Source organism: Marinobacter sp. SS13-12 (genome assembly GCF_030227115.1).
GTDB lineage: Bacteria > Pseudomonadota > Gammaproteobacteria > Pseudomonadales > Oleiphilaceae > Marinobacter.
This window is the reverse complement of record NZ_JASSUA010000002.1, coordinates 471,420-494,077: the sequence shown is the minus strand read 5'-3', so window position 1 is coordinate 494,077 and position 22,658 is coordinate 471,420. Positions and strand designations below refer to the sequence as shown.

The 22,658-nt window shown below is 56.0% G+C and carries 21 protein-coding genes and 1 tRNA gene; 7 read left to right on the top strand and 15 right to left on the bottom strand.

Going from position 1 to position 22,658, the window contains the following annotated elements; translation table 11 throughout:
- Positions 1-9 precede the first annotated feature (9 nt).
- Positions 10-1,068, bottom strand: a complete 1,059-nt coding sequence (locus QPL94_RS15285) for a CaiB/BaiF CoA transferase family protein (protein WP_285358523.1) — start codon at positions 1,066-1,068, stop codon at positions 10-12.
- A 191-nt stretch (positions 1,069-1,259) separates the two neighbouring features.
- Between QPL94_RS15285 and QPL94_RS15280 the strand changes: the two genes are divergently transcribed.
- Positions 1,260-2,279, top strand: a complete 1,020-nt coding sequence (locus tag QPL94_RS15280) for an AraC family transcriptional regulator (protein ID WP_285358522.1) — start codon at positions 1,260-1,262, stop codon at positions 2,277-2,279.
- Here the strand turns inward: QPL94_RS15280 and QPL94_RS15275 are convergent.
- Positions 2,264-3,133: a hypothetical protein gene (locus QPL94_RS15275; protein WP_285358520.1), complete on the bottom strand. Its 870-nt coding sequence runs from the start codon at positions 3,131-3,133 to the stop codon at positions 2,264-2,266. The genes QPL94_RS15280 and QPL94_RS15275 overlap by 16 nt on opposite strands.
- Positions 3,134-3,138: 5 nt before the next feature.
- Positions 3,139-4,554, bottom strand: coding sequence for a DNA recombination protein RmuC (locus tag QPL94_RS15270; protein WP_285358518.1), 1,416 nt, complete (start codon positions 4,552-4,554; stop codon positions 3,139-3,141).
- 269 nt (positions 4,555-4,823) lie between these two features.
- On the opposite strand from QPL94_RS15270, the gene QPL94_RS15265 reads away from it, so the two are divergent.
- The 4 genes from QPL94_RS15265 to QPL94_RS15250 all read left to right on the top strand — a co-directional run bounded on the left by QPL94_RS15265 (position 4,824) and on the right by QPL94_RS15250 (position 8,604).
- Positions 4,824-5,189, top strand: coding sequence for a hypothetical protein (locus QPL94_RS15265; RefSeq protein ID WP_285358515.1), 366 nt, complete (start codon positions 4,824-4,826; stop codon positions 5,187-5,189).
- Between the two features lie 168 nt (positions 5,190-5,357).
- Positions 5,358-6,140: an ATP-dependent zinc protease family protein gene (locus QPL94_RS15260; protein ID WP_285358514.1), complete on the top strand. Its 783-nt coding sequence runs from the start codon at positions 5,358-5,360 to the stop codon at positions 6,138-6,140.
- Positions 6,137-7,654, top strand: coding sequence for an inactive transglutaminase family protein (locus QPL94_RS15255; protein WP_285358513.1), 1,518 nt, complete (start codon positions 6,137-6,139; stop codon positions 7,652-7,654). Before QPL94_RS15260 ends, QPL94_RS15255 begins: the two co-directional genes overlap by 4 nt.
- Positions 7,654-8,604, top strand: a complete 951-nt coding sequence (locus QPL94_RS15250; RefSeq protein WP_285358511.1) for an alpha-L-glutamate ligase-like protein — start codon at positions 7,654-7,656, stop codon at positions 8,602-8,604. Before QPL94_RS15255 ends, QPL94_RS15250 begins: the two co-directional genes overlap by 1 nt.
- A gap of 69 nt (positions 8,605-8,673) precedes the next feature.
- Here QPL94_RS15250 and QPL94_RS15245 read toward each other — a convergent pair whose 3' ends face one another.
- A complete protein-coding gene (locus tag QPL94_RS15245) occupies positions 8,674-10,263 on the bottom strand; it encodes a BCCT family transporter (protein ID WP_285358510.1) in 1,590 nt (529 codons plus the stop codon).
- A 246-nt stretch (positions 10,264-10,509) separates the two neighbouring features.
- On the opposite strand from QPL94_RS15245, the gene QPL94_RS15240 reads away from it, so the two are divergent.
- Both QPL94_RS15240 and QPL94_RS15235 read left to right on the top strand, forming a co-directional pair.
- Positions 10,510-12,159: an FMN-binding glutamate synthase family protein gene (locus QPL94_RS15240; protein ID WP_285358508.1), complete on the top strand. Its 1,650-nt coding sequence runs from the start codon at positions 10,510-10,512 to the stop codon at positions 12,157-12,159.
- Between the two features lie 113 nt (positions 12,160-12,272).
- Positions 12,273-12,349 (top strand) — tRNA-Pro (locus QPL94_RS15235).
- Positions 12,350-12,397: 48 nt separating this feature from the next.
- On the opposite strand, the gene eutC is transcribed toward QPL94_RS15235, so the two are convergent.
- The 11 genes from eutC to thrS all read right to left on the bottom strand — a co-directional run bounded on the left by eutC (position 12,398) and on the right by thrS (position 22,530).
- Complete coding sequence (gene eutC / locus QPL94_RS15230; protein ID WP_285358506.1) at positions 12,398-13,225, bottom strand: ethanolamine ammonia-lyase subunit EutC; 828 nt, start codon at positions 13,223-13,225, stop codon at positions 12,398-12,400.
- Entirely contained in the window at positions 13,218-14,630 is a 1,413-nt protein-coding gene (locus QPL94_RS15225) for an ethanolamine ammonia-lyase subunit EutB (RefSeq protein ID WP_285358503.1), read from the bottom strand. Before QPL94_RS15225 ends, eutC begins: the two co-directional genes overlap by 8 nt.
- Positions 14,631-14,658: 28 nt before the next feature.
- A complete protein-coding gene (locus QPL94_RS15220; RefSeq protein WP_285358502.1) occupies positions 14,659-15,030 on the bottom strand; it encodes a VOC family protein in 372 nt (123 codons plus the stop codon).
- Between the two features lie 125 nt (positions 15,031-15,155).
- Positions 15,156-15,521 carry a MerR family transcriptional regulator gene (locus QPL94_RS15215; RefSeq protein ID WP_027831420.1) on the bottom strand — a complete coding sequence of 122 codons (366 nt, stop codon included), beginning with the start codon at positions 15,519-15,521 and terminating at the stop codon, positions 15,156-15,158.
- Entirely contained in the window at positions 15,502-15,804 is a 303-nt protein-coding gene (gene ihfA / locus QPL94_RS15210) for an integration host factor subunit alpha (RefSeq protein WP_007151838.1), read from the bottom strand. The genes QPL94_RS15215 and ihfA overlap by 20 nt, the downstream gene beginning before the upstream one ends.
- A 3-nt stretch (positions 15,805-15,807) precedes the next feature.
- Positions 15,808-18,180, bottom strand: a complete 2,373-nt coding sequence (pheT, locus tag QPL94_RS15205; protein WP_285358499.1) for a phenylalanine--tRNA ligase subunit beta — start codon at positions 18,178-18,180, stop codon at positions 15,808-15,810.
- Between the two features lie 59 nt (positions 18,181-18,239).
- Positions 18,240-19,238, bottom strand: a complete 999-nt coding sequence (pheS, locus tag QPL94_RS15200; RefSeq protein ID WP_285358498.1) for a phenylalanine--tRNA ligase subunit alpha — start codon at positions 19,236-19,238, stop codon at positions 18,240-18,242.
- Between the two features lie 138 nt (positions 19,239-19,376).
- Positions 19,377-19,730, bottom strand: coding sequence for a 50S ribosomal protein L20 (gene rplT / locus QPL94_RS15195; RefSeq protein ID WP_135955804.1), 354 nt, complete (start codon positions 19,728-19,730; stop codon positions 19,377-19,379).
- Positions 19,731-19,780: 50 nt separating this feature from the next.
- Complete coding sequence (rpmI, locus tag QPL94_RS15190; RefSeq protein WP_114613684.1) at positions 19,781-19,972, bottom strand: 50S ribosomal protein L35; 192 nt, start codon at positions 19,970-19,972, stop codon at positions 19,781-19,783.
- 93 nt (positions 19,973-20,065) lie between these two features.
- Complete coding sequence (gene infC, locus QPL94_RS15185) at positions 20,066-20,608, bottom strand: translation initiation factor IF-3 (RefSeq protein ID WP_137437765.1); 543 nt, start codon at positions 20,606-20,608, stop codon at positions 20,066-20,068.
- Positions 20,605-22,530 carry a threonine--tRNA ligase gene (gene thrS / locus QPL94_RS15180; RefSeq protein WP_285358495.1) on the bottom strand — a complete coding sequence of 642 codons (1,926 nt, stop codon included), beginning with the start codon at positions 22,528-22,530 and terminating at the stop codon, positions 20,605-20,607. The genes infC and thrS overlap by 4 nt, the downstream gene beginning before the upstream one ends.
- Positions 22,531-22,658 lie beyond the last annotated feature (128 nt).

Here is a 22,658-nt window from a genome sequence, read left to right as displayed (position 1 = left end):
TCTCGGATTCTAACCTAGCTTTATCGGGCTACCTATCTGCTTCTGCATCACTCCATCCCCCCGATCAACCTCAACCACCATTCCCCGCGCCTTCAACTGAGGGTGTTCAGCCGCCTCGGAAACGGTCAATACCGGCTCGACACAGGCATCCTGTTCCGCGAATACCTCCTGCCACTCTGCCAAGGGCTTCTCTGATATCTTCTCCTTGAGCGCCGCCTTCAGAGCTTTTTGGTGCTCTGGATTCTGGCTCAGGGCAAAGCTTTTCATATCGCCGAGACCGAGTGTGTCGCACAGGCGTGCGGAGAACTGGGGTTCAAGGCTCCCAATGGACAGCCAGCGGTTGTCCTGGGTTCGATAGTAGTCGTAGAAGGAGCCGCCGTTCAGCAGCGCGGTTTCCGGCGCCTGTTCCTGGCCACCCGCCAGGCAGGCGGCACCGGACATGGCATTTAGCGCAAAAGCGGCGTCGGTCATGCTGATGTCCACAAACTGACCCGCCCCCGTCTGCTGTCGCTCGATAACGGCGGCGAGAACCCCCATAACGGCATGGTGGGACCCACCTGCCACATCGGCCACCTGAATGCCCAGCGGAGGCGGTCCACTGTCTGCGCGACCACAGTGGCTGCTGACGCCCGCCAGCGACAGGTAGTTGATGTCGTGGCCCGCGCGGTTCCGGTAGGGGCCGGTCTGGCCGTAACCGGTGATCGCGCAGTAGATAAGCCGAGGATTAATGGCCTTCAGGGTTTCGTAGCCGATGCCAAGGCGATCCATCACGCCCGGCCTGAACTGTTCGACGACGATGTCGTACTCCTGAACCAGCTGCTTTACCTTCTCAATGGCCTCTGCTTGCTTAAGGTTCAATGGCAGCGTTTTCTTGCCCCGGGTCAGGTAGGAAAATGCCGTACTGATCTTGCCGTCAAACGGTGGCATGACCTTGGTAAGATCCACTCTGTCCGGTGCCTCCACCCTCAGTACTTCCGCCCCCATATCCGCCAGCATCATGGTGGCATAGGGTCCTGGCAACAGGGTGCTGAAATCGAGGACTTTCAATGAGGTAAGTGGACCTGCCATGGTGCTCTCCTGTGGTAATTCGTCTATCGTGGTGTTTTCAGTCCTGATGCTGCCCTGTTTTCCCCGCCGGGCCAACCGCCGGTTCCGTCATTCCTATTGACTATTTCTTCCAGTTTGCGCGCGGCTCAATGGTTGCATTGTAACCGGGGGGTTTTATGATGGGCTTCATTCAAATAAGGATAAAGGATGACATGTCGGAACTCACTGTTTCCAGGCACTTCGTAGAGGCCGCTCTGACTGGCGCCGAGAAGGCCGGCCTGGATACCCGCGAGATACTCAAGGAAGCCGGTATTTCACCGGATTTGCTGAGGATCGAAATGGCCCGGGTCAGCAGTACCCAGTACAGCCGGCTGATGCAGGCCACGTGGAATGTGATGGAAGATGAGTTCATGGGGCTGGGCCCGAGGCGCTGCCGTACCGGCACTTTTGCCACCATGTGTGCCCTGGTGATCGACTGCCCCAACCTTGAAGCGGTTTACCGCCAGGCGTTCGAGTTCTGCCGGCTTTTCGAGCCCATGGTGGCCATGAAGCTGGAAGTTGATGACGATGCTGCTCGGCTGGTAACGGTGATAGAAGGTGATATAGACGACCCGATGTACTTTTTGCGGGAAAGCATTCTGGTGATCTGGCATCGGCTTGGCAGCTGGCTGATCGGGCAGCCGGTGGAGTTGCTCAAGGCAGAGTTCAGCTACCCCCGACCGCCCCATGGCGACGAGTACCGGCACATCTTTCATTGCCCGCTGTCGTTTGAGGCCAAAGAGACCGCGCTCACCTTCGAAAAACGTTTTCTGCAGGCGCCGGTGATTCGCGACAAATCTGAAATGCGCCAGTTCCTGAAAACCTCACCGGCGGATCTGCTGTCGCGCCCGGATGAGAGCAACACCTTCACTGGCCGCATCCGCGCGCTTATTGGTCGGGACTTTACCCGTTCCCTGCCCGACTTTGAGTGGATTGCCGCAGAGCTCCATACCAGCCCCCAGACCCTGAGGCGGCGGCTTAAGCAGGAAAATACATCGTTTCAGGAAATCAAGGATCTGCTGAGGCGGGATATGGCGATCTATTACCTGTCACGCCCGGATCTGCCCATCAACGACATCGCATTCCGCGTAGGCTTTACCGAACCTTCCACGTTCCATAGGGCCTTCAAGAAGTGGACGGGCGTCACCCCCGGGGCTTACCGCGAGGGCGAACGGGGTCAGCTGCGGGGCTGACCAACGCCCTGCATGGTCTTTATCAGGCGCCCAAGCGTGCGGGCGATTTCTTCTGCCCGTTCGCGGTTCTGGCTCAGTTTCATCAACCGGGAACCATCCCGCGGGTCGTAGATCCAGCAACTGGCGGTGGCACTTTCGCAATTCCACTCGATCTGCGGATTAACGCCGAATACACCCAGTGACTCGGTGGATTTCACCACCCGGCCATTGTCCTCGCGGCGGGACTCCTGAATACTGATCTCGTCGTTCTGCCGGTCGACCTTGTAGGAAATGTCCGCCGGCTGATCAAGCCTTACGATGCGCTGATCTGACCGCCACCCAGCGCCTTCGAGAAGGGTATTGGCGTGAATAACCAGGGCCTGTGCGTCCGATTCCGCCAGGTAAAGCTGCTTCAGTTTCGCCAGCGATTCATCGCCCGCAGGCTCGATAATCGCAACCGGTTCACTCTGGTTCTGACTGTTCTTGCTGGCCAGGGCGCCCTCTTTCTTGCGGGCTTTTTCAACGCTGGTGATCAGTTTGAGTGCATCGTTGTAGTGCTCGCCTTCGGCACCGGCCTGGCTGACGTATTTTTCCAATGCCGCTCGCGACTCATTGAAATGGCCAGATTCCATCATCACCCGGCCACGAAAATAGAAATAGTCTGCCGGTTTCTCACCTTCCAGTTGCTGAAGACGGTTCAGGTATTCCCCCGCTTCGCCCCAGTTTTCCCCGGTAACAGCCTCTTCAGTGGCCAACATCAAGCGGCGGATTTCATGTTCTGGTTCCAGTGCGTATGCCTGACCGGTGATCACCAGCAGCGATGCCAACACAAGGCCGCAAACTGAACTGCGCCCGATTCGGGTTATCTTCACCATTTTATCTACTCCTGTTCGTTTTCTCGGGCGGCGTCTTCTTCGGCATCCACTTCTGCCTGGTCCATAATCGCTTTCGGAAGTTCTTTTTTAACACGAACGCCCAGCTCAACAAAGCGATTGGCCTGGGAGATCAGATTCCCCCGGCCACGGGTCAGGGTGTTCATCGCCGAGTCATAGGTGCCCTGGGCGGTGTGCAGCTGGCTGCCAAGCTTTTCCATGGCCTCCACAAATATTCGAAGCTTGTCGTAAACCGCGCTGGCCCGGTCTGCGATGCGCCGCGCGTTCTGGCTCTGGCGCTCGTATCGCCAGATGTTCTCGATGGTGCGCAATGTGGCCAGTAAGGTGGTTGGTGTAACCACAATAATCTTTCGCTCAAATGCTTCTGCGAATAGGTTCTCGTCCTGCTGAAAAGCGGCCACGAAGGCCGGCTCTATGGGCATGAACAGGAACACGAAGTCCGGCGAGTGCAAGCCGTGAAGCTGGCTGTAGTCCTTCTCGCTCAATGTGCGAATGTGGTTGCGCACGGCTTCAACGTGCTGCTTCAGCGCTTCGTCCCTGGCGGCGTCATCTTCCTCGGTTGCCCATTGTTGATAAGCCAGCAGGGATACCTTGGAATCCACCACCAGGTTGCGCTGGTCCGGCAGATGAACGATCACATCCGGCCGTAACAACTGGTTGTCGCTGTCGCGGTAGCTACCCTGGGTTTCGTACTCGATGCCCTTGCGCAAACCGGAGCGTTCCAGCACCCGCTCAAGAATCAGTTCGCCCCAGTTGCCCTGGATTTTCTTGTCGCCCTTGAGCGCCTTTGTGAGGTTGGAGGCCTCTTCGGTGATCTGGCGATTCAGCTCCTGCAGGGACTTGATCTCGCTTCTCAGGGCCTGGCGATCACGGGTTTCGCTGGTGTAGACATCTTCGACCCGCTTGCGGAAATCCTGCAGTTGATCCCGGAACGGGTTGAGCAGGGTATCGATGCTGGTGCGGGTCTGCTGGCTGAAACGTTCGCTTTTCTGTTCGAAAATACGATTGGCAAGGTTCTCGAACTCCTGCTTCAGGGAATCACGATTGCGCTCCAGCAGCTCCAGTTTTTCCGTGGTTGCCCGGCGCTCCTTAGCCAGGGTGACTTCCTGCTCTCTCAGGGCAACCTTTGCATCACTGACCTCCCTGGAAAGCTCATCGGCACGCTGTTGTTGCACTGTTCTTTCAGCTTCCAGCTGTTCAATGCGCGACAGCCGAGATCGGCTCTCAGACTCCAGCCCGGCAACCTGGTTATCCAGTAAGGCGGCGCGTTGGCGCCAGCTTTCGGTAGCGCGGTTCCCCTTTACGACAAGGAAAGCCAACAGACACAGAACCAGGGCCAGCACTGCCGCAAATACCATGATTTCCGGCTGATTTTCCATAACAGCTACAACGGCCTCAGGCACCCTGATCTCCTTGACTGGTTACTCGACAATGACAATGCCGCAACAGTTTACCGTATTAGCGGAACCTTTTGACGCGTCACCCCGTCGGATACTTGTTGTTACACATTCGGTTATCGACTGCTTGGCAAAAATTTCAACCTGATGCATCCGCCTCTGGACTCGGTGCGTAATATCATCTAAAACGGAAGACAGACGTTGTCTGCCGTCATAGTGGATAGGTTACATCCGGCGCCGCGGTCTCTGGGCAGTATAAAGGACAGGAATTCATCATGCTTAAAGAGCTCTGGAGAAAACTGGGATCTGAATTGTCCCCTGCCGGTTGGCCGGAACTGCACGATAACTGCAGGTCCCAAAGCAATCGTGGCGAGTTCCGTATACTGCCTCACATGACGCACACCGGGGAGTTTCATCTGGAGCGACTGACCAGCATCCTGAAGGGACGTTATGGCAAGAGCTTTCAGAACCGCGGCGATGAGTCCATTCGCGACCTGATCCATTTTGCCTCCCGCATTCAGGATCAGGATGTTCAAAGGGAGCTATTGCTCTTTTACCTCAACTGCTCCCCCATTGTTCAGGAATACCTCCGCTCAGATGAAGTGCTCGCCGAAAACCACTTCCTGTCCCGGACATCCTGAAACAGATAATTCCGCCGTTAATGATCTGTAAACCCTCACAACTGTCATGTTGTTGTATACTTCCGTCCTGTGAATAAGATAGCTTGCCCTTAAGGGCAACGACTTCCATTGCGGCATTCCGGAATTCGAGAATTCAAGCCGCGGGTTCAGAGGTTTCGGATGTTTTTTATGCGTTCAGATTATGGAAAGCTGGCGGCGGCCGTGGTTTTTCTTATTTTTGTTTCCGGTTGTACCGCAAATCGCTACCTTATGGTGGAAAAGGAAGACCTCGACGCCCTGAACTCATCGGTGGTCAACCAGAGCGAGCACCTCATCACCCTTGAGGACCGCACCAGCGAGCGCTTTCAGGCATTGACCCGCCTTAATGAGGAATCCACCCAGAACATTCTTCAAGCGATCACAGAGCAGGTGGAAAAGCCTGCCTGTCCACCGGCACCCAAAGTCCCCGCATGCGAAGTGAATAAAAGCGGTGATGGCCGCGCTGACAGGCTCAAGGGCAAAGTGATCGTTGGCGAAGTGGAAAAATTCTACCTGGCCGGCCCCCGCCTGATTTACGATGCCCGCATCGACAGCGGCGCCGAAACCTCGTCAATGGATGCCAGGAACATCACCCGTTTTGAACGCGACGGCAATAACTGGGTTCGGTTTGACGTACCCATGCCGGATACCGATGATTTTGTCACCATTGAGCGGGAGATTTCCCGCCGTGTCAGGATCATACAATCCAGTACAGACGAGTCAGAAAGGCGTGTGGTAGTCGAATTACAATTCATGATTGGTAATCATCGGCAACAGGCTGAATTCACCCTGACAAACCGCGAACATCTTTCCCATAGCGTGCTGGTGGGGCGAAACATACTGAGAGATGTGATGCTGATTGATGTTGGCAAGGAATTCGCCACTGAACTGCCGGAATCCGTACCCGCAGAAGACAATGGGGATGAGTCTTGACTTCCCGCTCCCGTATACCCTTTTTCGTTGCCATTCTACTGCTGATTGCGGCAGGTATCTCGATCGCCGTCTGGCGCCATGTGGAACTGGGCATCCCCTGGTTTACCGGCGAGCAGAAACCGGTATGGATGGTAGAAGCGAGAATTGATTTTACAGGTACCGGTGAACCGGTGCTTGCGAGCATGAATATCCCGGACCAGCCCCCCGGATTCCGTATTATTTCCGAACAGGCTGCCTCACCGGGCTATGGCTTTTCCATTGTGGAGGATTCCGGTGAGCGCCGGGCAGAATGGTCCAAGCGTGACATCAACGGCCCTCAAACCCTGTATTTCAAGGTGCAATTGGTACCCGACGAACGAGTGCGAACGGGCAACCCCCGGCGTCGGCCCAAACCGGAACCGGTGTTCTGGGAAGAGCCCCAGGCAACGGCAGTGGAAGAGCTGCTGCAACAGGCTGCTGCCCGCTCAAGCACACCGGAGAGTATGACCCGGGAACTGATCAAGCTGCTCCAGCCAGACGGCGGTGCACAGAATACAACCTTGCTGGTTTCCAACGACAACTACATTGACCTGCTTAACCGGATGCTCAACCACGCCGGCATTCCCGCACGCATCGCTGACGGGCTGGCCCTCGAAGACGCGCGGCGCAGGCAACAACTTCGCCCATTCCTGCAGATCTACGACGGCACCAGCTGGCTGACCTTCGATCCCCGGACCGCCGAACAGGGGCTGCCGGAAAACGTACTGCTGTGGCGACAGGCTGCTACCTCCCTGCTTGACTTGGTCGGCGGGGATGACTCGGAAGTGAGTTTTTCCATGCTGCGGCAAACCGTACCGGCACTGCAGCTGGCCCAGTCCCAATCTTCCGAGAATGGCCTGGGCTTCCTCAGCCTGTACCAGCTCCCGATTGAAGAGCAGGGTATGTTCAGAATGCTTCTGCTGCTCCCGCTGGGGGCCCTTGTTGTTGCCTTCATGCGTATCGTGGTGGGCATAAAGACGTCCGGCACCTTCATGCCCATCCTGATCGCTGTCGCATTCGTGCAGACGACGCTGATTCCCGGGCTTATTGCCTTTGTGTCTGTGGTGGCCATCGGCCTGGTGATGCGCGGCTATCTCTCCAGCCTGAACCTGCTGTTGGTGTCCCGAATATCAGCACTCATTATTCTGGTGATTTTCATCACCGCCGGTCTCAGTATTGTCGGTTACCAGATGGGCTTTAATACCGGCATGACAGTGACCTTCTTTCCGATGGTAATTATTGCCTGGACCATCGAACGCATGTCCATACTCTGGGAGGAAGAAGGCGCCCGTGAAGTCCTGGTGCAGAGCACGGGCAGCCTGTTTGTGGCGGTGTGCGCTTTTCTGTTGATGAGTACGCCCCTGGCCGAACACCTGACGTTTAATTTCCCCGAGTTGCACTTTGTGGTGCTGGGGCTAATCTTGCTGATGGGACAGTACACTGGCTACAAACTGTCTGAGCTTCGTCGGTTTCACCCCATGAAGGCCTACGACTGATGGGCTGGATTTCGCCCTTCAAGCTCAATCAGCTGGGAATGCTGAACATGAACCGGCGCAATGTGGATTACATTGCCCGGTACAACAGCCGTATGTCCTACCCGCTGGTGGATAACAAGCTTAAAACCAAGCTGGTGGTGGCCGAGTACGATGTCCGCACACCCAGGCTACTCCAGGTTGTACGCCAGCAGCACGAGATTTCCCATTTCCGACAAATGGCGGAAGATCTAAACGGGTTCGCCATAAAACCCGCCAAGGGTTCCGGTGGCAAGGGCATTACCGTGATAACCGGGCGCGATGGCGACGAATACGTCAAGGCCTCTGGTGCCCGGGTATCGGTGGCCTACCTCGAGCGGCATCTCTCCAATATTCTTGCGGGCCTCTATTCACTGGCCGGAACACCGGACGTTGCGATCGTTGAAAATCTGGTGGAATCCATTCCGGAACTGGCCAGATACTCTTTCCAGGGCGTACCGGATATCCGCATTGTGGTATTTCAGGGTTATCCGGTAATGGCGATGCTACGGCTGGCCACCAAAGCCTCTGATGGCAAGGCCAACCTGCATCAGGGCGCTGTTGGGGTTGGGCTGAACATTGCCAATGGCCGCAGCCTGAATGCGGTGCAGTTCAACCGTCCTATCACTTTACACCCGGATACGGGCCTGGCACTGGACGACATCGCCATCGATGACTGGCAGGAAATGCTGGTCATGGCCTCAAGGTGCTATGAGGCAACCGGGCTGGGCTATATGGGGGTTGATCTGGTGGTTGATGTGAACGAAGGCCCACTGCTACTTGAGCTGAATGCCCGCCCTGGCCTGGCTATCCAGATGGCCAATGGCCGTGGTCTTTTGCCACGCCTCAGGCAGATCGAGGCCCTGCGCAAGCCACACTTTACGCCGGAAGATCGGGCTGCTTTTGCGATGGAAACCTTCACCGCGAAAGTCTGAGCCACGAAATCCAGGCATAAAAAAACCGGGGTGACTTGAAGTCACCCCGGTTTTTTTATTGCGCCATGATCAGAGCTTGCCTTCCGCAAGCAACAACTTACGCTCATGGCTGAGGCCTTTCAGCAGCCCCCAGGTCATCACCAGCAGCACTGCTGTAAAGGGCAGGCCTGCGGTTATCGCAACTGCCTGGATGGCACCCAGGGCATCGCCACCACCACCGAAGATCAGGGCTGCGGCAATCGCACCCTCCATGACCACCCAGAACACACGCTGCGCGGTCGGCGCATCGGTTTTACCACCGGCGGTAATGCTGTCGACAACCAGCGAGCCGGAATCTGAGGAGGTCACGAAGAAGACCAGCACCAGCACGATACCCACGAAAGAGCTGATCGCCACGAATGGCAGGTTGGCCAACATCTGGAACGAAGCCAGGGGAACCTCTGTCAGACCGTCTTCGGCCAGTGCGCCAATGCCTTGCTGGATTTGCTCCAGTGCGGAGCCACCAAACGCACTCATCCAGACGACGGTAATAACGGTCGGAACAATCAGTACCGCGGTGACAAACTCACGAACTGTACGGCCCCGGGAAACCCGTGCGATGAACATGCCGACGAACGGTGACCAGGAGATCCACCAGGCCCAGTAGAAGACCGTCCATCCGTGGAACCAGGCTTCGTCCTCACGCCCGAAGGGGTTGCTCAACTGCAACGCATTACCCACGTAGCTGGACGATGTGACCCAGAACGTTTCGAAGATGGTCATGGTCGGGCCGGCAAAAATGATGAAAAACAGCAGGATTGCCGCCAGCGACATGTTGATGTTGCTCAGAAGCTTCACACCGCCGTCCAGGCCACGCAGCACTGATATCAGGGCAGCGGCCGTCACGCCGGTAATAATGGCCATCTGGACGTTTATGCCGGACGAAATCCCGAACAGGTAATCCAGCCCGGCTGCGGCCTGCTGGGCACCGAAACCCAGGGAGGTGGCAAGACCGAAAATCGTCGCCACTACCGCCAGGGTATCGATGATGTGTCCGGGCCAGCCCCACACTCGGTCTTTCAGCAAAGGGAAGAAGGCTGAGCGGATAGTCAGTGGCATATTCTTGTTATAAGCGAAGAATGCCAGTGACAATGCCACAATTGCATAGATTGCCCAGGGATGCAGGCCCCAGTGATACATGGTGGCGCCCATGGCCAGCTTGGCGGCCTCCGGCGTATTGGCCTCAACACCCAAAGGCGTCTCATACCAGCCAGTGTAGTAGGCTACCGGTTCCGCAACAGCCCAGAACATGAGGCCGATACCCATGCCTGCCGCGAACAGCATCGCAAACCAGGACATCGTCGAGAAGTCCGGTTTGGCGTCCATGCCGCCTATGCGGATTTTGCCAACAGGCATGAAAATCAGCGCGAGAGAAACCACCACAAAAATATTGGCACTGATCAGAAAGAACCAGTCAAATTGGGCGATTGTCCACCATTTTGCACCGTCAAGAAGTTCTTTTGCTTCTGCCGGGAAGATCAGCGTACCTATAACGAACGCTACCACCAGTACCGCCGTGATCGGGAATACTGGCGCATGCAGATCGAGGCCAAAAGGAGTTACATTATCCTGGCCTGCGACGTAATCCGTTGAGTATTCGTCTTTTACAACGTCGCCCACGTTTTGAGCCTCCTGTTTGAGTAAAACTATTCAATGTTCGGATGCCAACGTTACAAGCTCGCCATCTTATTGCTTTGAGCTCAAAACATCAAAGAACACGTACGTACGCCCCAAAACCAAGCTTAGACCAATATTCATAAGCGCGAGAAAAAACCATCTGAAGTGATTTCACCTCACGATACGTAATCCCAGGTTGAATATTGATACCATCCAGCTAACCCGTCGCTTTTCCGCTCAGAGGATCCAATGGCAAAAACCCGAACCATCCCCTTCCGCTACACCGTCTATGTACTGAGCCTGACAGGCTTGCTGCTATCGCTGCTGGCGGGCGCTCTACTCCAGGGCTGGACTATTGCCCTGCCATTTGTGTTCGCTGCCTTCACAGCGCTTGGCACCTGGGACCTGTTGCAGCGTAAGCGCACAGTCAGCCGCAATTACCCGATCCTTGCCCATTTTCGGTACTTTCTCGAGTCCATCGGCCCCGAAATACGGCAGTACTTCATCCAGTCAGACACTGAGGAGCGCCCCTTTTCCCGGGAACAGCGAACGATCATCTACCAGCGAGCCAAAAATATTCTCGACAAACGCCCTTTCGGCTCCCAACTGGGCATGTATGACGAGGGCTTCGAGTGGATCAACCACTCGCTGAGGCCGGCGGAGCTGACCAATTCCGACTTTCGCATCGTGATCGGCAAGCACTGCGCCAAGCCCTATAACGCCAGCGTCTTCAACATATCCGCGATGAGCTTCGGTTCGCTCTCTGCCAATGCCATCCTGAGCCTGAATACCGGCGCGAAACTGGGCGGCTTCTATCATGATACCGGCGAAGGCTCCATCTCCCGGTACCATCGGGAGCCGGGAGGGGACCTGGTTTGGGAAATCGGTTCCGGCTACTTCGGGTGTCGCCACGAGGACGGCACGTTCAATGAGGAAATGTTTGTCCAGAATGCCACCACTGACCAGGTAAAAATGATAGAGGTCAAACTATCTCAGGGTGCAAAACCCGGCCACGGTGGCATTTTGCCCGCAGAAAAAGTAACCCGGGAAATCGCCGAAGCGCGGGGTGTCAAACCCGGGGAGGATGTCGTCTCCCCTGCCAGCCATTCAGCTTTCTCAACCCCCATAGAGTTACTGGAATTCCTGGAGCGACTACGTGAACTGTCCGGTGGCAAGCCAGTGGGTTTCAAACTGGCCATCGGTCATCCCTGGGAGTGGTTTGCCATCGTCAAGGCGATGCTCGAAACAGGCAAGAAGCCGGACTTTATCGTTGTTGATGGTGGCGAAGGGGGCACAGGTGCGGCGCCCCTTGAGTTTATTAACCGGCTGGGAACACCCATGAAAGAAGCCTTGTTGCTGGTTCATAACACGCTGGTGGGGACCAATCTGAGAGAGGACATCGCCATAGGCGCTGCCGGCAAAATCACGTCGGCCTTCAACGTTGCCAGAACCCTGGCATTGGGTGCCGACTGGTGCAACGCAGCCCGCGGTTATATGTTTTCGCTGGGGTGCATTCAGGCCCTGAACTGCCACACCGGCAAATGCCCCAGCGGCGTTGCCACCCAGGACCCCAGGCGCAGCAACAAGCTCGATGTGCGGGACAAGAGCCAGCGGGTTTACAACTACCACAGAAACACCCTGGATGCGCTCATGAACCTGCTCGCGGCCTCGGGCCTCAGTCATCCGTCTGAACTGGGGCCGGAGCACATTATTCGCCGCACCTCCAGAACAGAAATCCATTCGTATATGGACCTGTTTCCGTTCCTCGAACCCGGCGCCCTTTTGACAGGGGTAAAAACCGGTGAGCGGGTATTCGATATTTACTGGCCAGACGCCACGGCGAACAGCTTTGAGCCACCAGAATTTATCCGTCAGCTCCGGGAAACCAAGCTGCAATAGAAATACCCGGGGAATTGCCGAAAGGATGTTTATTTTTTGCGGGGGCTGGTGTAGACTTCGCTCCCGCTAAGCCACTGAGATTTATCTCAAGTTTCTTTGGCCCATAGCAGTATCGGGGCGTAGCGCAGCTTGGTAGCGCACTTGCATGGGGTGCAAGGGGTCGTAGGTTCAAATCCTACCGTCCCGACCAGAATTCCCTACACAAAGCCCGGGCCGGAAGGTCCGGGCTTTGCTGTTTTTAGTCGGTCAGGAAAGTCGTGCTGTCAGCCGTTGTCTCGATCACAACCTCATCCGTTCGATCTTTGAGACTGACTCCGGATATCCTGAGTCGTCTTGCCTCTTCCATCAGGTAGCGAAGCCGTTGGCTTGCTTGCTCAAAACTCAGGCCGCCTGGCCGCACATTCGAGATGCAATTGCGGCGAGCATCTCTCAAACCCCTCTCCGGCCCCCAGGTAAGATACATCCCCAGGCTATCGGGTGAGCTGAGGCCGGGGCGTTCCCCGATCAGGACAACCACCACGCTGGCTCCCAGGCATTCGCCAATTTCGTCACCTATGGCCACCCGCCCCTGCTCCACAATGGTCACGGGCGCCAGTCGCCAACCCCCGGGTTCTTCATTCAGATCCCTGAGAAGCTGCGTGACCATGGGCTCCGCATTGTTCTGGATCGCGGAGGATGACAGGCCATCGACAATCACAATGGCCACCACGGGCTCGCTCTGATCGCGGACCCGATGCCTGACAAGCTGTTCTAGCGACTCCTGCGACAACTCCCGCCCCAGATCCGGCCGCTGAAGGTAGGTCAGCCTGTCTTGCGCCTGGCTTTTCAGCAACAGCGGGGAGTCGCCCGGCAAGTCTGCTGGTGATGCGCTCAGGTTTTCCACCAGGCGCTTCACATCCAGCGGAAAGTGAACCGCATCCCTTGCCCGGGCATGGGCAAGCTGAAACTTGAGGAGCTCGCGCGTAGGCAGGCTGATGCCAGCCCGGCCGAGGCCAATCCGGGCATCGGTAAACTGGCGCAGTACTCGCCAGACGTTTCCGGTAACAAGCGGCTTCTCTTCACTCATCGCCTACCTCCCGGGTCAACGCTTTCAATGGCGCCCTGAACCGGTCAGGCAACTGCCTGCTCGGTTCGTATCGTGAGTCGTTTTCGAAGATCTGCATTCGAACGAGCCAGTCCTCGAACTCGGGAGCAGGCTTCAGGTCAAGGACACGGCGGGCGTAAAGAGCGTCGTGGAAGGAGGTGGTCTGGTAGTTCAGCATGATGTCGTCGGAACCGGGAATACCCATGATGAAGGTGCAGCCTGCGACCCCCAGCAGGGTAAGCAGGTTGTCCATATCGTTCTGGTCGGCTTCCGCATGGTTGGTGTAACAGATATCGCACCCCATGGGCAGGCCGAGCAGCTTCCCGCAAAAGTGATCCTCCAGGCCAGCGCGGATGATTTCCTTGCCGTCGAACAGGTATTCCGGGCCGATGAAACCAACAACCGTGTTGACCAGCAGCGGGTCGAAGCGCCGCGCCACGGCGTAGGCCCTCGCCTCACAGGTCTGCTGGTCGATGCCGTGGTGGGCATTCGCAGACAAGGCACTGCCCTGCCCCGTCTCGAAGTACATCACGTTGCTGCCGACCGTACCCCGCTTCAGGGACAGGGCCGCCTCCCGCGCCTCCTGAAGTGTCGAGAGACTGAAGCCAAAGCTGCTGTTGGTGGCCTCCGTACCCCCGATGGACTGGAACACCAGGTCCACCGGTGCGCCCTGCTCTATTGCCTCAAGCGTGTTGGTGACATGGGTAAGCACACAGGACTGGGTGGGAATGTCGTATTTCCGGATAACATCATCCACCAGGCCCATCAGTTTGATGGCCTGGCTGACGTTGTCTGTGGCCGGGTTGATGCCGATGACCGCATCGCCATTTCCGTAAAGAAGACCGTCCAGGATGCTCGCGGCAATGCCGGAAACGTCGTCGGTCGGATGATTCGGCTGCAGGCGGGTTGAGAGATGGCCGGGCAGGCCGATGGTGTTCCGGAAGGCCGTTGTCACCTGGCATTTCTTCGCTACCAGGATGAGATCCTGGTTCCGCATCAACTTGCTTACGGCCGCGACCATTTCCGGAGTCAGGCCGGTGCGCAGTTTTTCCAGGGACTCCGGCGTTGCGTGATCGCTCAGCAACCAGTTACGAAAGTCCCCTACGGTGAGGTGCGCTACTGGTGCGAATGCGACCGGATCGTGGGAATCCAGTATCAGACGCGTGACCTCATCCTGCTCATAAGGCACCAGCGCCTCGGAGAGAAACTCCCTGAGTGGCAGCTCTGCCAGGCGCATCTGGGCAACCACACGCTCTTCCGCGGAGTCGGCCATAATACCGGCGAGCCGGTCACCTGATCGTGCCGGCGTTGCCTTTGCCAACAGGTCCGCAAGGGTCCTGAAGTGCCAGGTTCGTGCTCCCAGTGTAAAGGTGTACTTGTGAGTCATCTGCTTGCCCGCCCTGTTTCACGAGCGACTAGCCGAAATGGAAAAAGGCCAGCTTGTTGCCATCCGGGTCGCGAACGTAGGCGCCGTAGAACTGGTCAGGGATACGCTGGCCCGGTTCTCCGTCACTGGTTCCCCCCAGCTCAATCGCGCGCTGGTAATGGGCATCGACCGCTGCTTTCGAACCCGGCGGAATCGCGAACATATTTCCGTTACCACAGTTCGCATCCTGGCCATCCGCCGGCGTGCAAACCGCCAACATGGGTGACTTCATGTCCTTACCGATAAAGGCGATTCGACCAAGATCCAGCAGTTCTTTGGCGCCAAGATCACCCAGCAGGTCGAGGTAAAACTTCTTGGCTTTCGCCATGTCCTTAACACCAATGGTGACGTATCCGATCATGCTGTTTGTCTCCTGTTTGATAATAGATGCAGATAGCTATACGAGCCATTGCATGAAAATAGCCACTGATAACAAAAAAACCGAAGGCGAACCTTCGGTTTTCGATGTCTGAACCGGGCGGGCGTTCACTTCACCGGAGTGTTGAGCACATCCAGAACTTCCTCAAGTTCGGTGATCATCTGCCGTATCAGTTGCTTGTACTGGGACGTGTCGTCTTTTACCTCGTGGCTGCTGAGCTTCTGTTTCGCCCCGCCAATGGTATAGCCCTGATCGTAAAGCAGGCTTCGGATCTGGCGAATGGTAATCACATCCGCACGCTGGTAATAACGGCGATTACCACGACGCTTGACCGGCGACAGTTGAGGAAACTCCTGCTCCCAATACCTGAGAACGTGCGCTTTTACCGCGCAGAGTTCGGCGACTTCACCAATGGTAAAGTAACGTTTACCCGGTATTGTGGGTAGTTCGTTGTTATGACTGGGTTCCAGCATACGCTTCTACTTTCTGTTTTAGTTTTTGTCCCGGTCGAAACGTAACAACTCGCCGTGCACTGATCGGGATTTCCTCACCAGTCTTCGGGTTCCGTCCCGGCCTCTGCTTCTTGTCGCGCAGATCGAAGTTGCCGAATCCTGACAGTTTGACCTGTTCATTATGGCTGAGAGCGCCCCTGATTTCGTCGAAAAAAGCTTCTACCATCTCCTTGGCTTCGCGTTTGTTAAGCCCCAATTCCTCGTACAAGCGCTCCGCCATTTCCGCTTTCGTCAAAGCCGCCATCTGTTAACTCCTCAGTGTTGCCCCCAACTCTTCCTGCAATGCCTCTATGACACCGTTGAAGAGCGAATGCACCTCTTCTTCATTTAGTGTGCGCTCAGGATGCTGCCAGAACAGGCTGAGGGCAAGGCTGCGATTACCTTCACCCAGGCTTTCACCTTCATAGACATCAAACGCACGCAAAGCCGTGAGGTGCTCGCCAGCGTGCTTTTTGGCCACACGCTCAACATCTGCAAACCCCACATCGCTTCCGATAATAATAGCCAAATCACGCCGAACTTCAGGGAATTTTGAAACATCTTTGAAATTAGGCACATATCCAGAAACGATCGAATTCAAGAATAGCTCAAACATCAGAATCGTGCCATTAAGTTCCAGTTTTTTCTGAACTTGTGGGTGCAACGTGCCCAGCCAGCCTACATGTTCGCCATCCCGCAGCAATTCAGCCGTCTGGCCTGGATGCAAAGCCGGGTGCTGGCTGGCAAGAAACTGCACTTCGATCCCAAGAAGTCGGAAAAGGCTTTCCATTTCTCCTTTTACATCAAAGAAATCGGCATTTCTGCGACCGTTCGCCCAGTTTTCGGGTAGCTGACTGCCAACGACCACACCAGCGAGCATTGGCTGCTGATCGATCTGGTCGCCATCCTTTACAAACCTCAGGCCGGTCTCGAACAGTCGGATGCGTGGCTGCTGTCGATTCTGGTTGTGTGCCACTGTTTTCAGCAACCCACTCCACAGGGTGGTACGCATGACCGACAGGTCGGAAGAAATCGGGTTCGCCAGAGCGATACCCTCCCGCTCCGGATCAACCAGAGTCTGGACTTTCGGGTCAACGAAGCTGTAGGTGATCGCTTCCTGATAACCACAGGAAACAAAGTAATCCTGGATGGCGGAAACCGGGCGAATGGCTTCTTCCCGAGGTCGCAGGCCGAGGGCCCCGATCGGCTCTGTTACAGGCAGGTTGTTGTAGCCGTAGATTCGGCCAATCTCTTCAATCAGGTCTTCTTCGATACTGATATCGGGGCGGAAGCTGGGTACATGCACGCGCCAGCCGTTCTTCAGCAGTTTGTCGATATGCAGGCCAAGCCGTGTCAGGATTTCCTCAACCGTGGTCCGGTCAATTGCCAGCCCAAGAACATCCGCAACGCGCTGCTCACGAAGATCCACCGTGCGGTCTTCCGGAAGGTCCTGCTTGCTGGCCACCTCCACAATTTCGCCGGGTTCACCGCCGACGATCGACATCAACAATGCGGTGGCCCGCTCCATGGCGTCACGGGCAAGCTCATAGTCCACGCCCCGCTCAAAGCGATGAGAGGCGTCGGTATGGAGGCCATAATGGCGGGCCTTGCCGGCCAGGGTGATTGGATCGAAATACGCCGCTTCCAGAATCAGGTCACGGGTTTTCTCACTCACACCCGAATGCTCTCCGCCCATCACACCTGCAATGGCAATGGGTTTGGCGTGATCGGCAATGACCAGGGTATCGACGGTCAGCTCCACTTCCTGTCCGTCAAGCAGTACCAGTTTTTCGCCCGGCTTCGCCATGCGAACAACAATCCCCCCTTCGATTTCGTCGCGATCAAACGCATGCAGGGGCTGGCCCAGCTCAAGCATGACGTAGTTGGTAACATCCACAGCCGCGTCAATGGAGCGAATACCGGAGCGGCGCAGCTTCTCCTGCATCCACAGAGGTGATTCAACGCTCAGGTCCACGTTGCGCAGAATACGGCCCAGGTATCTGGGGCAGCCTTCGGGGGCCTTGACCGTAATCTCCGGCACCTCAGCGTGTACCGCTTCCACAGGACCGATCTCCGGGCCTTCAACCACCAGACTGTTCAGCACACCCACTTCACGGGCGATGCCTTTAATCGAGAGGCAGTCACTGCGGTTCGGCGTCAGGTCTACATCGATAGTGACATCGTTCAGTTTGAGAAATTCAGCCAGCTCCTGGCCTACCGGCGCATCTTCGGGCAATTCCATCAGGCCATCGTGATTTTCAGACAGGCCCAGTTCGACCTCCGAGCACAGCATTCCTTCGGACGGCTGCCCACGAAGTTTGGCCTTCTTGATCTTGAAATCGCCCGGTAGCACCGCGCCCACAACGGCAAAGGGCACCTTTAGGCCATCACGGACATTGGGGGCGCCACAAACCACCTGTACGGTCTGGGTGCCATCACTAACCTGACAGACCCGGAGCTTGTCCGCATCCGGATGAGGCGCTACGGAAACCACTTCACCCACCACAATGCCACTGAACTTGCCGGCTACCGGCTCGAATCCGTCAACTTCCAGACCCGCCATGGTGATCTGGTCCATCAATGCCTGGGTGTCATTCGCCGGATTAACCCATTCCCGTAGCCACTGCTCACTGAATTTCATGGTATCTGCCTTGTCCTGATGCGGTTTTGCCTGTTAATTCAACTGCCCTGATGACGCGCTCAACGGAATTGCCGCAGAAAGCGGAGGTCGTTCTCGAAGAACATACGCAGGTCGTTCACGCCATAGCGAAGCATGGCCAGGCGCTCGACACCGAGACCAAACGCAAAACCACGGTATTCCTCGGCGTCGATACCGCAATGCTCGAATACTTTGGGGTGGACCATGCCGCAGCCCATCACTTCCAGCCACTTGATGCTGCCGTCCTCTTCACGCCCCCACTCGATATCCACTTCCGCGGACGGCTCGGTGAACGGGAAATAAGAGGGGCGAAAACGCACTTCCAGGTCCCGCTCGAAGAATACCCTCAGGAATTCCTCCACGGTGCTCTTCAGGTCGGCGAAGCTGACGTTTTTCTCGACCAGCAACCCTTCCACCTGGTGGAACATCGGGGTGTGGGTCATATCGGAGTCGCAGCGATACACTCGGCCCGGGCAGATCATGCGGAACGGCGGCTTGCCAGCTTCCATGGTACGGATCTGTACCGGAGACGTGTGAGTGCGCAGCAAGGTGCCCGGATTGAAATAGAAAGTATCGTGCATGGCACGGGCCGGGTGGTGGCCGGGAATATTCAGAGCCTCGAAGTTGTGATAGTCGTCTTCGATTTCCGGTCCCTGCTCCACGGTATAGCCGGCACGGGAGAAAAACTGTTCGATACGCTGGAGGGTTCTGGTCACCGGGTGCAGACCACCCAGGTCCTGGCCGCGGCCAGGCAGAGTCACATCAATGGATTCGCTGGCCAGCTTCAGTTCTATGGCGGCTCGCTCAAGATCCGTGCGGCGGGCGTTAATTGCCTGCTCCACCTGCCCCTTGGCTTCATTGATCTTCTGGCCGGCTGCCGGGCGCTCTTCCGCAGACAGTTTGCCCAGTGTTTTTGCCTGTTGGGTAATCACACCCTTCTTGCCAAGGTATTCAACACGAATCTGGTCCAGCGCCTGCAAGCTGTCTGCGCTGTCGACTGCCGCCAGACCGTCCTGAACGAGTTGATCCAGGTTTTCCATTGACCCTGCTCCAATCCAGAAATGGAATCGCTCTAAACAAAAATAGGGGAAGAGCGCGCCCTTCCCCTATCAGAAGGCGTCGTCATGAACCCATGAGGACGCCTGAATCGATCAGTAACCGATGAAAGAGCTAAGCGATCACAGAGACGCTTTTGCCTTCTCAACAACAGCAGTAAACGCCTGCTGCTCGTTCATGGCCAGGTCAGCCAGAACTTTACGATCAATCTCGACATTGGCCTTTTTCAGACCGGCAATCAGACGGCTGTAAGACAGACCGTTGGCGCGGGCGCCAGCATTGATACGGGCGATCCACAGTGCGCGGAATGAACGCTTGCGGTTACGACGGTCACGGTAAGCATACTGACCGGCCTTGATAACCGCCTGCTTGGCTACACGATAGACGCGGCTGCGCGCTCCGTAATAACCCTTGGCCTGACTGAGAATCTTTTTGTGACGACGACGTGCTACCACGCCACGTTTTACACGAGCCATACTTTAATCCTTCTACCTTTAAACCTTTGCAGGAATGGTTAGCGGCTGAATCAGCACGCTGTCATACGCTTGATGGAAGCCACGTCGGCCTTGGCGATCAGCTTGGTACCACGGAGCTGACGCTTACGCTTGGGGCTCTTCTTGGTCAAGATATGACTGGTGAAGGACTGCTTGTGCTTGAAGCCAGTGGCGGTTTTCTTGAACCGCTTGGTGGCCCCACTTTTGGTTTTCATCTTGGACATTTTTTAAAACTCCGCATTCTGTTTTTAAGTGATATCAATGTGCCCCTGAACGACAAATCCCCCGCGACCGCGGGGGATCTCACCGGATCAGGTTCACTTCTTCTTGCGGGGAGCCACAACCATGGTCATCTGGCGGCCTTCCATCTTCGGCCGCTGTTCTACCTGGGCAATCTCGTCAATATCCTCTTCAATCCTGTTCATGAGCTTCATACCGATTTCCTGGTGTGCCATCTCACGCCCACGGAAGCGAATAGTGAGTTTGCCGCGGTCCCCGTTTTCAAGGAAACGTACCAGGTTGCGTAGTTTGACCTGATAATCCCCTTCTTCAGTTCCTGGTCGGAACTTAAGCTCTTTGACCTGAGTCTGCTTCTGCTTTTTCTTCGCAGCAGCCTTGGCCTTCTTCTCATCGAAGATTTTCTTGCCGTAGTCCATTATCTTACAGACGATCGGATCGGAATCCGTAACCTGAACCAGGTCAAGAGACGCTTCTTCTGCCTGCTTGATTGCATCTTCGATCGACACTACGCCGACTTGGTTGCCCTCTGCGTCAATAAGACGGACTTCAGTTGCGTCAATATTCTCATTGATTGGCGCCTTTGGTGTACGCCCCCGATTCGCTCGCTGTTTAATAATCAGATCTCCGTCTTGGTTCTGCCTTTGCGATTGATTTCGTCAGCCATTAGCTGCTCAAACGCGTCCAGCGATAAAGTCCCCAAATCTTCGCCTTTGCGGGTTCTCACCGCAACGGCGTTGTTCTCGACTTCTTTGTCGCCGACAACAACAAGGAAAGGGACTTTGTTGATAGTATGCTCGCGGATTTTAAAGCCGATCTTCTCGTTTCTCAAGTCGGCATTAACCCTATAGCCAAGGGAATCCCATTTTTTTGCAAGATTCTGGCAATAATCACGCTGATTATCGGTAATATTCAGCACCGCAATCTGCGTCGGGGCCAGCCAGGTCGGGAAAGCACCTTCGTATTCTTCAATAAGAATGCCGATGAAGCGTTCGAACGATCCCAAAACCGCCCTGTGCAGCATAACAGGCGTCTTGCGCTCTGAATTATCTGCCACATATTGCGCACCCAGGCGGCCCGGCATGGAAAAATCGACCTGAATGGTACCACATTGCCATACCCGGCCGATGCAGTCTTTCAGAGAAAATTCGATTTTCGGCCCATAAAAGGCGCCTTCGCCCGGTAATAACTCCCAGTCTACACCCTCACGATTCAGCGCCTCTTCCAGGGCCGCTTCCGCCTTGTCCCAGACTTCGTCAGAGCCAACACGCTTTTCCGGCCGGGTTGAGAGCTTGTACAGGATCTCAGTAAATCCGAAGTCCTCATAGATCTCGTGAAGCATCTCTATAAAGGACGACACCTCCTGCTGAATCGCATCTTCCTCGCAGAAAATGTGCGCATCGTCCTGGGTGAATCCACGCACACGCATCAGGCCGTGCAGGGCACCGGAGGCTTCGTTGCGGTGGCAGGAGCCAAACTCCGCCAGGCGCAGGGGCAAATCCTTGTAGCTCTTGAGGCCCTGATTGAACACCTGCACGTGGCATGGACAGTTCATAGGCTTGATGGCGTAGTCGTGCTTCTCGGACTCTGTGGTAAACATGTCGTCCTTGAACTTGTCCCAGTGCCCGGACTTTTCCCACAGTGACCGTGACACCACCTGTGGCGTCTTGATTTCCTGGTAACCGTGGTCATGCTGCTTGCGGCGCATGTACTGTTCGATTTCCTGGTACAGGGACCAGCCATCCGGATGCCAGAACACCATACCCGGCGCTTCTTCCTGCATATGGAACAGGCTCAGCTTCTTGCCGATCTTGCGGTGATCCCGCTTCTCAGCCTCTTCCAGGCGGTGGAGATAGGCTTTCAGGTCTTTCTTGTTGCCCCAGGCGGTACCGTACACACGCTGCAACTGCTCGTTGCTGGTGTCGCCGCGCCAGTAGGCACCGGCTACTTTGGTCAGCTTGAAGGCCTTGAGCTTGCCGGTACTGGGCACGTGGGGCCCGCGACACAGGTCGATGAAGTCACCCTGGCGGTAGAATGACAGGTCTTCATCACCCGGAATGTCTTCTATGATGCGAACCTTGTACTCCTCGCCCATTTCATCGAACAGACGCACGGCTTCATCACGGGACATGACCGAGCGGGAAACGGGAATGTCCTGCTTCGCCAGCTCTTCCATGCGCTTTTCGATCCGGCTCAGGTCTTCATTGGTAAACGGCCGGTCGAACTTGAAATCGTAGTAGAACCCGTTATCCACAACCGGGCCAATGGTGACCTGGGCAGAGGGAAACAGTTCCTTCACAGCCATCGCCAGCAAGTGGGCAGTGGAATGGCGGATAATATCCACGCCGTCGTCATCCCGCTCGGTAACAATGGCGAGATCGGCGTCTTCGTCAATGGGATAGCTGGTATCAACCAGCTTGCCGTTAACACGGCCGGCGATAGCGGCCTTGGCAAGACCGGCCCCGATGTCTGCTGCGACATCGTGAACGGTTACAGATTCGGCAAAACTGCGGTGACTGCCATCAGGCAGGGTTACAACTGGCATAATTAGCTCCTGGAGTTCCAGAGGTGATCCGTACCAAAGACCACATGTTGACGGTTGGCCGCGACACAAACCGCGGACCGTTGCGGGCAGGAGTTTAACAGAAAAAAACCCGGCAGGTTAATGCCGGG

What these genes read in the sequence shown, in the direction of transcription:
- QPL94_RS15220 (WP_285358502.1), bottom strand. Translation starts at nt 15,030, where the DNA reads ATGATCGGATACGTCACCATTGGTGTTAAGGACATGGCGAAAGCCAAG.
- rpmI (WP_114613684.1), bottom strand. Translation starts at nt 19,972, where the DNA reads ATGTCCAAGATGAAAACCAAAAGTGGGGCCACCAAGCGGTTCAAGAAA.
- pheT (WP_285358499.1), bottom strand. Translation starts at nt 18,180, where the DNA reads ATGAAATTCAGTGAGCAGTGGCTACGGGAATGGGTTAATCCGGCGAAT.
- QPL94_RS15215 (WP_027831420.1), bottom strand. Translation starts at nt 15,521, where the DNA reads ATGCTGGAACCCAGTCATAACAACGAACTACCCACAATACCGGGTAAA.
- rplT (WP_135955804.1), bottom strand. Translation starts at nt 19,730, where the DNA reads ATGGCTCGTGTAAAACGTGGCGTGGTAGCACGTCGTCGTCACAAAAAG.
- QPL94_RS15225 (WP_285358503.1), bottom strand. Translation starts at nt 14,630, where the DNA reads ATGACTCACAAGTACACCTTTACACTGGGAGCACGAACCTGGCACTTC.
- QPL94_RS15265 (WP_285358515.1), top strand. Translation starts at nt 4,824, where the DNA reads ATGCTTAAAGAGCTCTGGAGAAAACTGGGATCTGAATTGTCCCCTGCC.
- QPL94_RS15250 (WP_285358511.1), top strand. Translation starts at nt 7,654, where the DNA reads ATGGGCTGGATTTCGCCCTTCAAGCTCAATCAGCTGGGAATGCTGAAC.
- eutC (WP_285358506.1), bottom strand. Translation starts at nt 13,225, where the DNA reads ATGAGTGAAGAGAAGCCGCTTGTTACCGGAAACGTCTGGCGAGTACTG.
- QPL94_RS15280 (WP_285358522.1), top strand. Translation starts at nt 1,260, where the DNA reads ATGTCGGAACTCACTGTTTCCAGGCACTTCGTAGAGGCCGCTCTGACT.
- QPL94_RS15260 (WP_285358514.1), top strand. Translation starts at nt 5,358, where the DNA reads ATGCGTTCAGATTATGGAAAGCTGGCGGCGGCCGTGGTTTTTCTTATT.
- thrS (WP_285358495.1), bottom strand. Translation starts at nt 22,530, where the DNA reads ATGCCAGTTGTAACCCTGCCTGATGGCAGTCACCGCAGTTTTGCCGAA.
- QPL94_RS15275 (WP_285358520.1), bottom strand. Translation starts at nt 3,133, where the DNA reads ATGGTGAAGATAACCCGAATCGGGCGCAGTTCAGTTTGCGGCCTTGTG.
- QPL94_RS15240 (WP_285358508.1), top strand. Translation starts at nt 10,510, where the DNA reads ATGGCAAAAACCCGAACCATCCCCTTCCGCTACACCGTCTATGTACTG.
- pheS (WP_285358498.1), bottom strand. Translation starts at nt 19,238, where the DNA reads ATGGAAAACCTGGATCAACTCGTTCAGGACGGTCTGGCGGCAGTCGAC.
- QPL94_RS15285 (WP_285358523.1), bottom strand. Translation starts at nt 1,068, where the DNA reads ATGGCAGGTCCACTTACCTCATTGAAAGTCCTCGATTTCAGCACCCTG.
- ihfA (WP_007151838.1), bottom strand. Translation starts at nt 15,804, where the DNA reads ATGGCGGCTTTGACGAAAGCGGAAATGGCGGAGCGCTTGTACGAGGAA.